Below are 14,397 nucleotides of genomic sequence, written 5' to 3' on the forward strand. Positions count from 1 at the left end.
AAGCAGGCGCGTCTATGTCGGCTGCCGCTTCGCTTTAGACCGACCTACGCGGCGAAAGTATTCGCACAGGCCAATCTCTTCGGCTCTCGGTATTATTCATAGTCCCGCATCGAGTACGGGACCTTGCTTTCCTTGGGTTCAGTCCAGATCTTGTTCAGTCCAGACCGATGCCGGCCTTCTTGATGACCTCGGACCAGCGGGCGGATTCCTGCTTCATGAAAGCGGCGAATTCCTCGGGCGTGTTTCCGACCGGCTCGGCGCCTTCGATCGCCAGACGCGGCACGACTTCCGGGCTGTTGATCGCGGCGACCGTAGCATCGCGCAGCGTCTTGACGATCTCCGGCGGCGTCCCCTTGGGAACGGCGAAGCCGTACCATGCCGCCGCCTGATAGTTCGGCCAGCCGCTCTCGGCGATGGTCGGCAGGTCGGGCAGCCGCTTGGTGCGGTGAGACGTGGTGACGGCCAGCGGCTTCAGTTTCCCGCTGTCGATGAACCCGAAGACGGACGGGATGGTCGTCACCATGAAGTCGAGCCGCCCGCCCAGCAGATCGGTGATCGCCGGCCCTGCCCCCTTATAGGGCGCATGCACCATGTCGAGACCGGCGGTTTCAGCCAGCAACAGCGTCGCCAGATGGCTGGCCGAGCCGTTGCCCGCCGATCCGTAGGTCATCTTGCCCGGCGCCTTCGCCGCTTCCTCGACAAGCTGCTTGACCGACGTGATATGTGAGTTCTCCGGCACCACGACCACCAGCGGCGCTTCCGCAATCAGGGTAACCGGGTCGAAGGCGGTCAGCGGGTCGATCTTGACGTTCTTGAACAGGTGCGGGTTGACGACCATCGGCCCCTGGTTGGCCATCAGCATCGTATAGCCGTCGGGGTCCGACTTGGCGGCCTGCTGCGTCGCCAGATTGCCGCCCGCAGACCCGTTGTTCTCGACCACGACCTGCTGCCCCAGCTGGGCGGTGATCCCCTGAGCCACGACACGGGCGATGGCATCGGTGCCGCCGCCGGCGGCATAGGGAACGAGCAGCCGGATCGTCTTGGCCGGATAAGTCTGCGCCATCACCGGCGAAGCGAAGACGGAAGCCACGACTGCGGCAGCCGCAATGAAAGTGCTCTTCTTCCTCAGCATTTCCGTTCCCTTTCCTGATCTTTTTCATTCGGTTGCGCGGCTTCAATCCCGCGCTGTCGATTAATGATTTATCAGGTTAAGTTAATTCCGTGAAATGCATATATTTTGATTATTGATGCGTATACCGCATCACTGTTTCCAGGACTCCAGCAGCATATCCAGGAACTGCGCCGCCGTCGGCGACAGCACGCCGCCGTGGCGGCGGACGATCCCGATGGTCCGGGAAATCTCCGGCTGGACCACCGGGATCGTCCGGATGATCGGGTGGTCTCCCGCCGGCGTCGCCAGTTTCGGCAGCAGGGCGACACCCAATCCCGCCTCGACCAGCCCGAGCGAACCGGACAGGTGCGTCACCTCGTAGGACCAGTTGAGCCGCAGCCCTTGCTGGGTCAGGGCGTTCTCGATCAGGGCGCGGTTGCCGCTGCTGCGCCCGACCGTGATGACGCGGTGCGGCTCCAGCTCCTTCCATGTCACCTGCTGGCGCGACGCCAAAGGATGGTCGCGGCGGCAGGCCAGCACGAAGGGGTCTTCGGCCAGGGGCATGAAGTCGATGTCGGGGTGCGACGCACCGATGAAGTTGATGCCGAAATCGGCATCGCCGCGCGCCACGGCCTCCAGCCCCTCGTTGGCGCTGACATCCAGGATGCGGATTCGGATGCGGGGATAGGCCGAACTGAACCGGCTGATCGCGCGCGGCAGGAAGTAGAAGACGGCGGTCGGCACCGAGGCGATCGACAGCAGGCCGCCGCTCCTTGCCCCAAGGTCGCGGATGCTCAGGACCGAGGTTTCGAACTCGTCCAGGAAGCGCCGGACCTTCGGGATGAAGTCGCGGCCGACCATGGTCAGCGCCACATGCCGGGTCGATCGTTCCAGCAGGGGAGCGCCCAAGCTCTCCTCCAGCTTCTGGATACGTCGGCTGAGAGCCGGCTGCGACAGGTTCAGCGCCTTGGCGGCGCGGTGGAAGCTGCCCAGGTCGGACACCGCGATGAAGGCCCTGAGATCGACAAGCTCGAAATTCATCCGGTCCACCCTGACTGTGTCGGCACGCCGCGGCTGCCGCTTGCGATTGTTCCGTTAATCGGAATAATAAAGCAGATCTTTGCATTTCACAAACAAACAGCGAAGCCGGATAGTCCCGCCGACGATGAATTCACAGGCCGGCACGAGCCGCCGGTCCCGAAGGAGGACGAAAGACATGACGACAGGCGACCAGATCCAGATCCCCTGCGTCATGATGCGCGGCGGCACGTCGCGCGGACCCTTCTTCCTGTCCTCCGACCTGCCGGCAAACCCCACCCAGCGCGACGCCGTGCTCCTGTCGGTCATGGGCGCCGGCCACGATCTGGAAATCGACGGCATCGGCGGCGGCAATCCGCTGACCAGCAAGGTCGCCATCGTCGGCCCCTCGACCGTGCCCGGCGCCGATGTCGATTACCTGTTCGCCCAGGTGAAGGTCACCGAGCGGACCGTCGACACCTCCCCCAACTGCGGCAACATGCTGGCCGCCGTGGCTCCCTTCGCGATCGAAGCCGGCCTGATCGAGGCGCGGGACGGCATCACCTCCGTCCGCATCCACAACGTCAATACCCGCAAGCTGATCGAGGCGCGCGTCCTGACGCCGGACGGCAAAGTGACGTACGAAGGAGATGCCGCAATCGACGGCGTTCCCGGAACCGCTTCCCCCATCCAACTCGCATTCCTGAACGCCGCCGGCTCCAAGACCGGACGGCTGCTCCCGACGGGCCGAGCGACCGACTGGATCGACGGGGTGGAGGTATCCTGCATCGACGCCGCCACTCCGGTCATGCTGGTCCGGGCGGCCGATCTTGGCAAATCGGGGTTCGAGGCGGCGAACAGCTACTGCACCGACCGCAGCTTCATGACCCGGCTGGAAAGCCTGCGGGTGGAGGCCGGCCGGCGCATGGGCTTTCCCAATGCCGCCGACTTGGTCATCCCGAAGCCGGTGCTGATCTCCCCCGCCATCGACGGCGGCACGCTTTCCGCCCGCTACTTCATGCCCCATGACTGCCACCGTGCCCTGGCCGTCACCGGAGCGGTAGCGGTCGCCACAGCCTGCACGACACCCGGCACCATCGCGGCAGCGATGACCGGGCCGATCACCCTGCCCGCCGACGTCACGATCGAACACCCGTCAGGCCGGATCGCGGTACGGCTCGAACCCGACAATCGCCAGACGGTCCCGGTCGCCAGCATCCAGCGCACCGCCCGCAAGCTGTTCGAAGGCGTCGTCTTCGCCCGGTACTCGCACATGCCCTGCGAGATGGCGCCTGTCCGCCGTACCATGGGATTGGAGAGCGCCTTTATACCGCCCGCACCCCAACCCTTTGCCGCAGGGCCGTGTCCCTGACACTGTTACGACAAGAAACGAACGAGAGGAACGCGCGCCATGAATTCTCCCACCGGCAACAACCTCAAGGAATGGATCGGCCGGAGCGAAACGGTCTCGGACGTGGTCACGCCCACCCCCTACGCCGCCCTGTCCGCGACGCTCGACCGCCCCGCCGAAAGGCCCGCTCCCGGAACGCCGCTCCCCGCGCTCTGGCACTGGCTCTTTTTCCTGCCGCTCCACCGCCAGTCGGAAATCGGCCCGGACGGACACGCCAAGCGCGGCGGTTTCCTGCCGCCCATCCCCTTGCCCCGGCGCATGTGGGCCGGCAGCCAGTTCCAGTTCCACGAGCCGGTCCGGGTGGGAGATGCGGTAACGCGGGTTTCGACCATCCATGACGTGACGGAGAAGTCCGGGCGTACCGGCCCACTGGTCTTCGTCAAGGTCCGCCACGAGATCAGCCGCGAAGGTAGCTCCAACGTCGCCATCACGGAATTCCACGACATCGTCTACCGCGAAGCCGCAAAGCCCGACGACGTCGCGCCACCGCCCCAGCCGGCGCCGGAGTCTTCCGAATGGGAAAAGGGCTGGGTGCCCGACGACGTGCTGCTGTTCCGCTACTCCGCCCTGACCTTCAACGGCCATCGCATCCACTACGACCGTAAATACGTGACGGAGACCGAGGGCTATCCTGGCCTGATCGTCCACGGCCCGCTGATCGCCACGCTGCTGCTCGACCTGCTGCGCCACAAGCTGCCGGATGCCGAAGTCGCCGAATACCGCTTCAAGGCGGTCCGCCCGACCTTCGACATCAACACCTTCTCGGTACACGGCGAACCTGAAGCGGATGGTAAGACCTTCCATCTCTGGGCCAAGGACCACGAAGGCTGGCTGACGATGGATGCCACAGCGGTCATCCGGTAAGGGACCAGACACATGAAACCCCTGGCAGGAATAACGGTCGTGACGCTCGAGCACGCCATAGCCGCCCCCTTCGCGACGCGTCAGCTCGCCGATCTCGGCGCCCGCGTCATCAAGGTGGAGCGGCCCGGCGTCGGAGACTTCGCCCGCGGCTACGATGAGCGGGTCAACGGTCTGGCGTCCCACTTCGTCTGGACCAACCGCTCCAAGGAAAGCCTGACGCTCGACGTCAAGCATCCGGAAGCCCGCACCATCCTGAAGCGCCTGATCGCCGAACAGGCCGACGTCGTCGTGCAGAACCTCGCACCCGGAGCGGCAGCCCGCCTCGGCCTGTCCTATGAAGCCCTGTCGGCCGAAAAGCCGGAGATCATCGTCTGCGACATCTCCGGCTACGGCAATGACGGTCCGTACCGCGACCGCAAGGCCTACGACCTGCTGATCCAGGGCGAAGCCGGCTTCCTGTCGGTGACCGGGACCGAGGAAACCCCGTCCAAGGCGGGTCCGTCGATCGCCGACATCTCCGCCGGGATGTATGCCCATTCCAGCATCCTCGCGGCGCTGATCCAGCGCGGCAAGACCGGGCGCGGCCAGCATCTCGACATCTCCATGCTGGAATCGCTGGTCGAGTGGATGAGCTACCCGCTCTACTACGCCTATGACGGCGCCGCACCGCCCGCCCGAGCGGGAGCCAGCCACTCCACCATCTACCCCTACGGCCTGTTCCCGGCCGGCGACGGCAAGACGGTGCTGCTGGGTCTCCAGAACGAACGCGAATGGGCCGCCTTCTGCGCGGTGGTGCTGCGTCAGCCCGGTCTGGCGTCGGAGGAGCGCTTTTCCAGCAACTTCAGGCGCAACGCGGCACGGGACGAGTTGCGCCGGATCATCGTCGAGGCCTTCTCGACCCTGACCGCCGTGGACGTCATCGCCCGGCTCGACGAGGCGAAGATCGCCAACTCGCGCGCCAACGACATGCACGACGTTTGGGACCACCCGCAGCTGAAGGCCCGCGACCGCTGGCGGACCGTGGAAACCGAGCGGGGCAGCATCCCGGCGCTGCTTCCCCCCGGTTCCTGGGAAGAAGGCGATCCCCGCATGGACGCGGTGCCGGCGCTGGGCCAGCACACCGACGCAATCCTCGCCGCACTCGGATATTCGCCGGAGCGGATCGAGAGCCTGCGCGCCGAAAAGGCCGTCTGAATCCCGGCACCGCCGCCGCCTCCGAAAATTTCACCAGATTACTGGAAGGCTCGAATCATGCCCTCGACCATCGTGGACTCCGCCATCTTCGGCAATATCTTCAGCACCGACGCCATGCGCGCCGTATGGTCCGACGAGAACCGCACCCAGAAGTACCTGGACATCGAAGCGGCCTTGGCCCGCGTCCAGGCCCGGCTGGACATCATTCCCCAGGAAGCAGCCGACGAGATCGTCAAGAACTGCACCATCGACAAGATCGACATGGACAAGCTGCGCCAGCAGACGGAGCGGATCGGCTATCCCGTCCTGGGCGTCGTTTCCCAGCTCAACGCGCTGTGCCGCGACAAACTGGGCGAGTTCTGCCACTGGGGCGCCACGACGCAGGACATCACCGACACCGCGACGGTGCTCCAGATCCGCGAGGCGCTGAATATCGTCGAGGACGATCTGGCGGCGCTGTCCGCCGGCTTGGCCGATCTGGCGCGGCGTCACCGCGACACGCCGATGATCGGGCGCAGCAACCTCCAGCAGGCGGTTCCCGTCACTTTCGGCTACAAGATGGCAGGCCTGCTGGCCGCCGTCGAACGCCACCGCGACCGGCTGGACGAGTTGCGAGCCCGCGTCCTGGTCGGAGAGTTCGCCGGAGCCGCCGGCACACTGGCCTCGCTCGAGCGCGGCGCGATGGAGACGCAGGAAGGCCTGATGGCCGAACTGGGTCTTGGGCAGCCGGTCATCGCGTGGCACACCGTCCGCGACAACATCGCGGAGGTCGGCTGCTTCCTGGGTCTGGTCGGCGGCACGCTGGGCAAACTGTCGATGGACGTCAAGCTGATGATGCAGACGGAAGTGGGCGAGGTCTACGAGCCCTATGCCCATGGCCGGGGCTCCAGCAGCACCATGCCGCAGAAGCGCAATCCGATCTCGAGCTGCTACATCCACGCCGGAATCTCGGTCGTCCGCCAGCACGCCGCAGCCTTGATGGATGCCATGGTCGCCGACCACGAACGCTCGACCGGACCGTGGGAGATCGAGTGGATCGCCCTGCCGGAATCCTTCTGCCTGCTGGCCGGCGCCCTGAAACAGGCCCGCGCCGTGGTCAGCGGCCTGGAAGTCGATGCCGAACGGATGCGCGCCAACCTCGACATGACAAACGGGCTGGTCATGTCGGAAGCGGTGATGATGGGCCTCGGCCCCTATCTGGGCCGCGAATACGCCCACGACCTGGTCTACGACATCTGCCGCGAGGCGCTGCGCCAGAACCGCCCGCTGCTCGACCTGCTGGATGAAACTCCGGCGATCTCCAAGCACCTGACCCGCGCCGAACTGGCGAAGCTGTGCGACCCCGCCAACTACCTGGGCCAGTCCGGCGTCATGGTCGACCGGGTGCTCAGCCGGGTGCGCCCGACAGTCTAATACTAAGAGCCGGTGAGATCGACCTGTGCGGACATTTTCGCTGTGTAGGTCGGCCTAAAGCGAAGCGGCAGCCGACATCGACGCGCCTGCTTGTCGGCTGCCGCTTCGCTTTAGGCCGACCTACGGCAGGAGCATCTTCACCAGTCAACCTTCGGTCCTTGGTATAAGTCGCGGTCAGGCGATCAGACCGGCCATCTTCGCCAGGGTCAGGCGCCAGCCGCTCAGGCTGCGGACCTTGTAGCCGATCTCGGCGGCGCTGCGCATCTCCTGGGTTTCCAGGCGGTTGCGCAGCCTTGCCATCTGGTGCTGGTCACGGCGCGACGCGGCTTCGTCGTCGTGCAGCGCCTGATCGCGGCTGGGGGGAGGATCGGAGGTATCGAAGCCTCCCCCGGCCCGGCGAAGGGCGGCGGTCGGTTCGGCCCCTTCCCGCATCAGTTCGGCCGCCTTCTCGATGAAGGGCTTGCCGGCTTCCGGCACACGGACGGTAACGCTCGCCAACCCGGACGCGGAGTCGGAAGTAGATGCCTGAGATGCTTGTGCCGCCTGCTGCTGCGTCCGCTGCGTTCCCCGGTTCTTCCGGCGTCCTGACGCGGCGTTGTTCGTTCTTGCCATGGTACCACCGAAAATTGATTTCCCTCCGATAGCCGCCGGAAGGAAAAACCTGCAAACCTGCGGCAATCCCATCGGATTGCCAAGCGTGGGAAACTTTTATCCTAACCGGGTAGGATGTTCGACCGGAAAAGCGATGGCCATCAGTGCCCGCCCAGGTAGGCGGCCGCCACGTCGGGGTTGTCGGCGATCTCGGCACCCGGCCCGTGAAGCGTGATGATGCCGCTTTCCAGCACATAGGCGTAGTCGGCGATCTCAAGGGCGGCCTGGGCGTTCTGCTCGACCAGCAGGATCGTGGTGCCCTCCCGCTTCAGGTCGCCGATGATCCGGAAGATCTCCTCGACGAACAGCGGGGCAAGCCCCATGCTCGGCTCGTCCAGCAGCAGCAGGCGCGGCGCTCCCATCAGGGCACGGCCAAGCGCCAGCATCTGCTGCTCGCCGCCGGACAGCAATCCCGCCTGCTGGGTCAGGCGCTCCCGCAACCTGGGAAAGCGATCGAGTACCCGGTCGCGCCGCCGCCCGAACTCGCCGCTCCCCGGAGCCTGAAGGCCGCCGAGTTGCAGGTTCTCATCGACCGTCATCTCGGCGAAGACCTGACGGCCTTCGGGAACCTGACGGATGCCGAGCTTGGCGATGCGGTGAGCGGCGGTGCCGGCGATGTCGGCGCCGTCGAAGCGGATCGTCCCTGCCGTCGGTTTCAGCAAGCCGGACAGGCCCCGCATGGTCGTCGTCTTGCCGGCGCCGTTGGCGCCGATCAGGCAGACGACGCCCCCCGCCGGCACCGACAGGTCGATGCCCTTCACAGCCGCCGTGCGGCCATAGCCCAGGTGCAGGCCGGAGATTTCAAGCAGAGTGCTCATGCGCCGTGCGCCTTCGCCAGACGGGCGGCAACCTTGGTGCCGAGATAGGCCTCGATCACGGCAGGGTTGTCGCGGACCTCGCGCGGCCCGCCCTCGGCGATCTTGCGGCCGAAGTTGAGCACGGTGATGCGGTCGCACAGGTCCATCACGAAGCCCATGTTATGTTCGACCAGAAGCAGCGTGATATCGCGTTTGGCGACCTGCCGCAGCAGGGCGCCGAGGTCGCGGGTCTCGGTCGGGTTCATGCCGGCGGCAGGCTCGTCCAGCAGCAGCAGCCTGGGATCGCCGGCAAGGGCGCGGGCGATCTCCAGCCGGCGCTGATCGCCGTAGGACAGGTCGCCGGAGCGAATCCTGGCCTTGTCGGCCAGCGACACGAACGCCAGCAATTCCATCGCCTTGTCGCGGGCCGCCATCTCCTCCCGCCGGAATCCCGGCAGGCGCAGCAGCGAGGCCACTCCGGAAGACTTCAGCCGGGTGTGCATGCCGGTCATCACGTTCTCGACCACCGTCATGTCGGAGAACATGCGGATGTTCTGGAACGTCCGCGCCACGCCGAGCCGGGTCCGCTGGTACGGCGGAGCGGAGGTGACGTCGCGGCCGTCCAGCATCAGGGTACCGGACGTCGACGGCAGCAGGCCGGAGATCAGGTTGAACAGCGTCGTCTTGCCGGCGCCGTTGGGGCCGATGATGCCGTGGACGCTGCCGGCCTCGACCTCGACATCGACCTCGTTGACCGCGAGCAGGCCGGTGAACTGCTTGGTCAGGCGGCTGGCGGAAAGCAGCACCGTCATGGCGCCCTCCTCAGCCGGAAGGGGATCACGCCGCGCGGCAGGAACAGGACGGCGACCACGATGATCAGCCCGTTGATGACGAGGCGGAAGTCCTGGAGCGGGCGCAGGATCTCGGGCAGCGATGTCAGCACCAGCGCGCCGATCACCGGCGCTATCGGCGTGCCGATGCCGCCGAGCAGCGCGAAGCTCAGGATCGTCACCGCCATCTCGAACCCGAACTCATTGGGGCCGATGAAGCTGTTGCTGTGCGCGGTCAGGCAGCCGGCCAGTCCGGCGAGCATCGCTGAAACGACCAGCGCCCCCGTCTTGTAGACCGGCAGGTTGACGCCCATGACGCCGGCGACCGCTTCGTCTTCCCGCATCGCTTCCATCGCGCGGCCGATCTTCGACCGCCCGACCGCCCAGAAACCCAGGACCGCCAGGAGCAGCAGCAGGTAGATCAGCCACAGATCCGCCTTGCGCGGAATACCGGAGAGGCCAAGGGCACCGCCGGTCAGCCACTCCGCATTGATATAAAGGACGCGCAGGACCTCGCCCAGGGCGATGGTCGAGATCGCCAGATAGACGCCGCTGAGCCGGAGCGTCGGGCCGCCGATCACCAGGGCCACGACGGCGGGCGCCAGGGCCGACAGCGGCAGCACCAGCCAGAACGGCAGGCCCAAATTCAAAGTTAGCAGCGCGCCGGTATAGGCGCCGATGCCCATGAAGGCGGCCTGCCCCAGCGACAGCTGGCCGACCGCCATCACGCAATACATCGACAGCGCCAGCAGGCCGTTGACGCCAAGCGCGTGGATCAGCGTCTCGTAGGTGAAGAGGAAATCGTCGAGCCATTCGGCCATCGTCATGCCGTCCATCGTCAGGCCCTCTTCGCCTGGGCGCGGCCGAACAGCCCGACGGGGCGGAACCACAGGGTCAGCACCAGGATGGTGAAGGCGACGGCTTCCTTTGCATTCGAAGAGATGTAGCCCGCCGTCAGCACTTCCAGCACGCCCAGCAGCACGCCGGCGATCAGGGCGCCCCGGATGTCGCCGAGGCCGCCGATGATGATGACGGCGAAGCCGCGCAGCATCATGTGCTCGCCCATGAAGGGCTGGATGGCGTTGAAGTTGAGGCCGATCAGGACCCCGGCGGCTCCGCCCAGCGTGCCGGACAGGAAGGACACGGCGGCGACGGTCAGGCCGACATTGATGCCCATCAGCCGGGCGGCGTCCTCGTTCTCGGCCAAGGCCCGGATCATCAGGCCCAGCTTGGTGCGCTGAAGCAGCAGGAACAGGACGGCCACCAGCACGAAGGTCGTGCCGACGATCAGCATCTGGACCAGCGAGATCCGGATGCCGCCTGATTCAATCGCCGTGTTATCGACGAAGCCGAAGGGGAAGCGCTGGATATCGGTGCCGATGAACACCGCCATCAGCGAATAGAGCGCCAGTACCGCACCCAAGGTCACCATCAGGGACGCCAGCTCGCCGGCCTTGGCCCGGCGCAGCCGCGTCAGCAGGATCCAGTCCGCGACGACGGCCACCACTCCGGCGGACAGCGCTCCGACCGGCAGGGCCACCCAGATAGTGGCGCCGAACTCGCGGGCGACCGTCAGCGCCACGAAGGCGCCGATCGAAAAATAGAAGCCATAGGTCAGGTTGATGACCCGGAGCACACCGAAGATCAGCGTGAACCCCAGCGCGAACAGCGCATAGGTCGAACCCAGCACCAGGCCGTTGACCAACTGTTGGGACAGCATGAGTGCGAACGCCAGTTACCTTTTGAGAAGCGCGTCCCGCAAAACGGGAGTGCCGCCTGAAGCGGCGGCACTCCCTTAGCACGGTATGGAACCTGGAACTACTCCAGGATTTCGAAGCGGCCGTTTTTCATCGACAGGACGACGACGCCTTCGTTGGAAGCCGGATCGCGGCCTTCGGTGAAGGTGAAAGGACCCATTACGCCGTTGAAATCGGTCTTGTAGAGCGCTTCGCGGATCTTGTCGCTGTCGGCGGCGCCGGCGGTATCGATCGCTTTCGCCACGATATACATCGTGTCATAGGCCTGAGCCGCGAACTGGTCGGGGTCCTTGCCGTAGCGCTGCTTGAAGGAAGACACGAACTTCTCGTTGGTCTCGCCCTTCTTGGCGATGAACCAGGGGCTGCCGACCAGCAGGCCATCCGCTGCGGCGCCGGCGATCTCGCCCAGCTTCGGCGAATTGGCGCCATTGCCGCCGATGAAGCGGACGCTGTCGGGAATGCCGAGCTGACGCGCCTGGAGGACGACACCGGAGATCGGCTCGACCAGGGCCGAGATCGTGATGGCGTCGACGTTCATGCCCTTGATCTTGGTGAGCTGGGCGGAGAAGTCGGCGTCCTTGCTGCCGAAGGTCTCGATCGTCGCGATGGTCAGTCCCAGCTGCTCGGCCGCCGCCTTCATCGAGTCGAAGCCCGATTTGCTGAAGGCGTCGTCGTTGGCGTACATCATGGCGATGGTCTTGACGCCGAACTTGTCCTTGGCGGTCTTCAGCGTCACCGGTACGACATCGGATTCCGGCAGAGCGGTGCGGAAGATGAAAGGACCGATCTCGGTGATGCCCTTGGCCGTGGTCGATGTGCCGATGGTCACGACCTTGCGGTCGTTGGTGACGGGACCGACGGCGAACATCTCGTTGGACAGCGTCGGACCGATGACGACCGGCACCTTGTCGCGGCCGACCAGCTTGCGCGCGGCGTTGACCGCCTGATCCTTGTTGCCGGCGGAATCCTCGACGATGAGTGCCAGCTTCTTGCCGCCGAGCACGCCGCCCGCCGCATTGATCTCGTCCATGGCGAGTTCGAGCCCGCCCTTGATGGCGGTGCCGTAGGCTGCGCTCGGGCCGGACAGGATCTCGATGGCGCCGACGGTGACCGTCTGCTGAGCCATCGCCGGCGTGGCCAGAAGCGACGCGCCCATCAGCGAACCGAGCGCTGCCGCCCCCACCCTCGAAAGCAACCTGGACATTGAATTTCTCCCCACGTTCATGACCATGCCGGCCCTTGGTGCGGGAACTTGACCGGACGGACCGGAAAATGCAAGTCCGGCAGGGACAGCCCCGGCACTTCCCATGATGGCACCGAGGGACATCCCCGGCGTACCCGCACAAGAGCAAACCCGCCCCTGTCCAGGAAGCTATATTGCTCAGGTTCGCTTCGTTCGAAGAAGGGCGGCAATCCGATCGTCCGGGCGAGCGTTTCGCTGACTGCCGCGCAGCTCGCAAATAAGGCATGTCTTGGCGGTGTAATCGCCACAACCGACGATGGTCATCGTCTTCATGGTGAGCCAGAGCGTCTGCGCCTCCGTCTGGCCTGCGTGGTTGAGTGCGTAGGCCGATCTTCACCAGCAGGTCATTGGCGCCGAAAGGCTCTCCGTCCGCCTGTGGAACAGGAGCCCGGACGCCGCCTCAAGGCGAAGGAGCGACCTTTTGTCCGTTACAATCATCGCGTGGCAAACCAAAACTTGCCCTGTCCGGCATAAATTCCTCTGAAGGCACTAACAGTGATTTGAAGGGTTATTTGCTTTGTTGCGGCGCACCAGCCAAACCGGCTCAAAAATCCGATAAGGAGGAAACGCATGATCGGCCTGATCGGCATCATACTTTCACTTGTATTACTGATGTATCTCGCTTACCGTGGCATCACAGTCCTGGTACTTGCACCCTTTCTTGCCTGTTTGGCGGTACTATTCGCGGGCGATCTGCCCCTGCTGGCGACTTACACTCAAGTGTTCATGAGCGCCGCCGGGCGTTTCGTGATGACCTACTTCCCGCTTTTCCTGCTCGGTGCCCTGTTCGGCAAGCTGATGGACGACAGTGGCTCGGCGCGGACCATCGCTCACTGGATCGTGGAAAAGTTGGGGGCGGAGCGTTCGATCCTGGCGATCGTCCTAGCCTGCGCCATCCTGACCTATGGCGGTGTCTCGCTGTTCGTCGTGGCCTTCGCCGTCTATCCCATCGCGGTTGCGCTATTCCGTGAATCGGACATTCCCAAGCGGCTGGTTCCTGGCGCCATCGCGCTGGGCTCGTTCACATTCACGATGACAGCACTGCCCGGCACACCGGCAATCCAGAACCTGATCCCTATGCCCTATTTCGGCACCGATGCCTTCGCCGCTCCTGGCCTGGGCCTGCTGGCCGGCGCCATCATGCTGGTTGGCGGCACTGCCTGGCTGAGCTGGCGTCATCAACGCGCCCGCGCCGCCGGAGAGGGCTACGGCTCGCATCCCGGCGACCCGCAGCCCGTGACCCGGCACCCGCGCTCGGCTGGCGCCATGGCCGTCGAGCGGGAGGAGATCATAGCTCCCGGTATCGCGGTTGCCATCCTGCCGATCATGCTCGTGATCGTGCTTAACTTCATCTTCACCAACTACGTCATTCCAGCCTGGGAGACCGGCTACCTGGCCGAACCCAAATACGGCGCCACGACAGTGGACAAAGTCAAGGGTACCTGGTCCATCATCATCGCGTTGGTACTCAGCAGCGTAGCCGTCGTGGCGCTCAACTGGAGCACCATGCGCGAGCGGGTCGTCACCTCGATGAATGAGGGCAGCTTGGGTTCTCTGTTGCCTATCTTCAACACGGCATCGGAAGTCGGCTACGGCGCGGTCATCGCTTCGCTGGCGGCCTTCACCATCCTGCGCGATTTCGTGCTCAACCTATCGCCCGACAACCCGCTGATCTCGCTGGCGGTTGCGGTCAACGTTCTGGCGGGCATCACCGGTTCGGCCTCCGGCGGCATGAGCATCGCCCTTGAAACCCTGGGCCGTACTTATGCTGAAATGGGACAGGCAGCCGGAATCAATCCGGAAATCCTGCACCGGGTCACTTCCATTTCGTCCGGCGGTTTCGACGCCCTGCCCCACAACGGCGCCGTCATCACTCTGTTGGCTATCTGCAAGCTGACTCACCGACAATCCTATGCCGACATCGGCATGGTGGCGGTCGTCATCCCCGTAACGGCCTTGATCGTAATAATCGTGCTGGGGACCATGTTCGGTTCGTTCTAGGCAGCGGCCAATCATATCTGCGCAGGGTGCTCATCACTGTATGCCGGGCCTGCTACCTTCCGGCCGACCGTCGGCCGGAAGTCTAGCGCCACTTCAAGCCCCCTGCCC

13 protein-coding genes are annotated in these 14,397 nt (G+C 65.0%); 5 read left to right on the forward strand and 8 right to left on the reverse strand.

Going from position 1 to position 14,397, the window contains the following annotated elements; translation table 11 throughout:
* Positions 1–154 precede the first annotated feature (154 nt).
* Positions 155–1,132: a Bug family tripartite tricarboxylate transporter substrate binding protein gene (locus tag AC5JJ6_RS19315; RefSeq protein ID WP_496043616.1), complete on the reverse strand. Its 978-nt coding sequence runs from the start codon at positions 1,130–1,132 to the stop codon at positions 155–157.
* A 129-nt stretch (positions 1,133–1,261) separates the two neighbouring features.
* On the reverse strand, positions 1,262–2,152 hold the full coding sequence (locus tag AC5JJ6_RS19320; protein ID WP_496043617.1) for a LysR family transcriptional regulator: 891 nt from the start codon (positions 2,150–2,152) through the stop codon (positions 1,262–1,264).
* 175 nt (positions 2,153–2,327) lie between these two features.
* On the opposite strand from AC5JJ6_RS19320, the gene AC5JJ6_RS19325 reads away from it, so the two are divergent.
* Genes AC5JJ6_RS19325 through pcaB form a run of 4 tightly spaced genes read left to right on the forward strand, consistent with a single transcriptional unit; the run spans position 2,328 to position 7,010 of the window.
* Positions 2,328–3,500: a 4-oxalomesaconate tautomerase gene (locus AC5JJ6_RS19325; protein ID WP_496043618.1), complete on the forward strand. Its 1,173-nt coding sequence runs from the start codon at positions 2,328–2,330 to the stop codon at positions 3,498–3,500.
* A 39-nt stretch (positions 3,501–3,539) separates the two neighbouring features.
* The gene (locus tag AC5JJ6_RS19330; protein ID WP_496043619.1) at positions 3,540–4,403 is read left to right on the forward strand and encodes an HTD2 family dehydratase; all 864 of its coding nucleotides are present in this window, start codon (positions 3,540–3,542) and stop codon (positions 4,401–4,403) included.
* A gap of 12 nt (positions 4,404–4,415) precedes the next feature.
* Complete coding sequence (locus AC5JJ6_RS19335; RefSeq protein WP_496043620.1) at positions 4,416–5,597, forward strand: CaiB/BaiF CoA transferase family protein; 1,182 nt, start codon at positions 4,416–4,418, stop codon at positions 5,595–5,597.
* A 57-nt stretch (positions 5,598–5,654) separates the two neighbouring features.
* Positions 5,655–7,010, forward strand: a complete 1,356-nt coding sequence (gene pcaB, locus AC5JJ6_RS19340; protein WP_496043621.1) for a 3-carboxy-cis,cis-muconate cycloisomerase — start codon at positions 5,655–5,657, stop codon at positions 7,008–7,010.
* Between the two features lie 174 nt (positions 7,011–7,184).
* On the opposite strand, the gene AC5JJ6_RS19345 is transcribed toward pcaB, so the two are convergent.
* From AC5JJ6_RS19345 to AC5JJ6_RS19370, 6 genes are all read right to left on the reverse strand, one after another.
* Positions 7,185–7,622, reverse strand: coding sequence for a hypothetical protein (locus AC5JJ6_RS19345; RefSeq protein WP_496043622.1), 438 nt, complete (start codon positions 7,620–7,622; stop codon positions 7,185–7,187).
* A gap of 140 nt (positions 7,623–7,762) precedes the next feature.
* Positions 7,763–8,479 (reverse strand): ABC transporter ATP-binding protein, encoded by a 717-nt coding sequence (locus AC5JJ6_RS19350; protein ID WP_496043623.1) that lies wholly within the window; start codon positions 8,477–8,479, stop codon positions 7,763–7,765.
* A complete protein-coding gene (locus tag AC5JJ6_RS19355; protein WP_496043624.1) occupies positions 8,476–9,270 on the reverse strand; it encodes an ABC transporter ATP-binding protein in 795 nt (264 codons plus the stop codon). The genes AC5JJ6_RS19350 and AC5JJ6_RS19355 overlap by 4 nt, the downstream gene beginning before the upstream one ends.
* On the reverse strand, positions 9,267–10,124 hold the full coding sequence (locus AC5JJ6_RS19360; protein ID WP_496043625.1) for a branched-chain amino acid ABC transporter permease: 858 nt from the start codon (positions 10,122–10,124) through the stop codon (positions 9,267–9,269). The genes AC5JJ6_RS19355 and AC5JJ6_RS19360 overlap by 4 nt, the downstream gene beginning before the upstream one ends.
* 2 nt (positions 10,125–10,126) lie before the next feature.
* Complete coding sequence (locus AC5JJ6_RS19365; protein WP_496043626.1) at positions 10,127–11,008, reverse strand: branched-chain amino acid ABC transporter permease; 882 nt, start codon at positions 11,006–11,008, stop codon at positions 10,127–10,129.
* 98 nt (positions 11,009–11,106) lie between these two features.
* Positions 11,107–12,249, reverse strand: a complete 1,143-nt coding sequence (locus AC5JJ6_RS19370; protein WP_496043627.1) for an ABC transporter substrate-binding protein — start codon at positions 12,247–12,249, stop codon at positions 11,107–11,109.
* 609 nt (positions 12,250–12,858) lie between these two features.
* Between AC5JJ6_RS19370 and AC5JJ6_RS19375 the strand changes: the two genes are divergently transcribed.
* Positions 12,859–14,289: a GntP family permease gene (locus AC5JJ6_RS19375; protein ID WP_496043628.1), complete on the forward strand. Its 1,431-nt coding sequence runs from the start codon at positions 12,859–12,861 to the stop codon at positions 14,287–14,289.
* The last annotated feature ends 108 nt before the right edge of the window (positions 14,290–14,397 follow it).

The organism is Skermanella sp. (assembly GCF_059503625.1).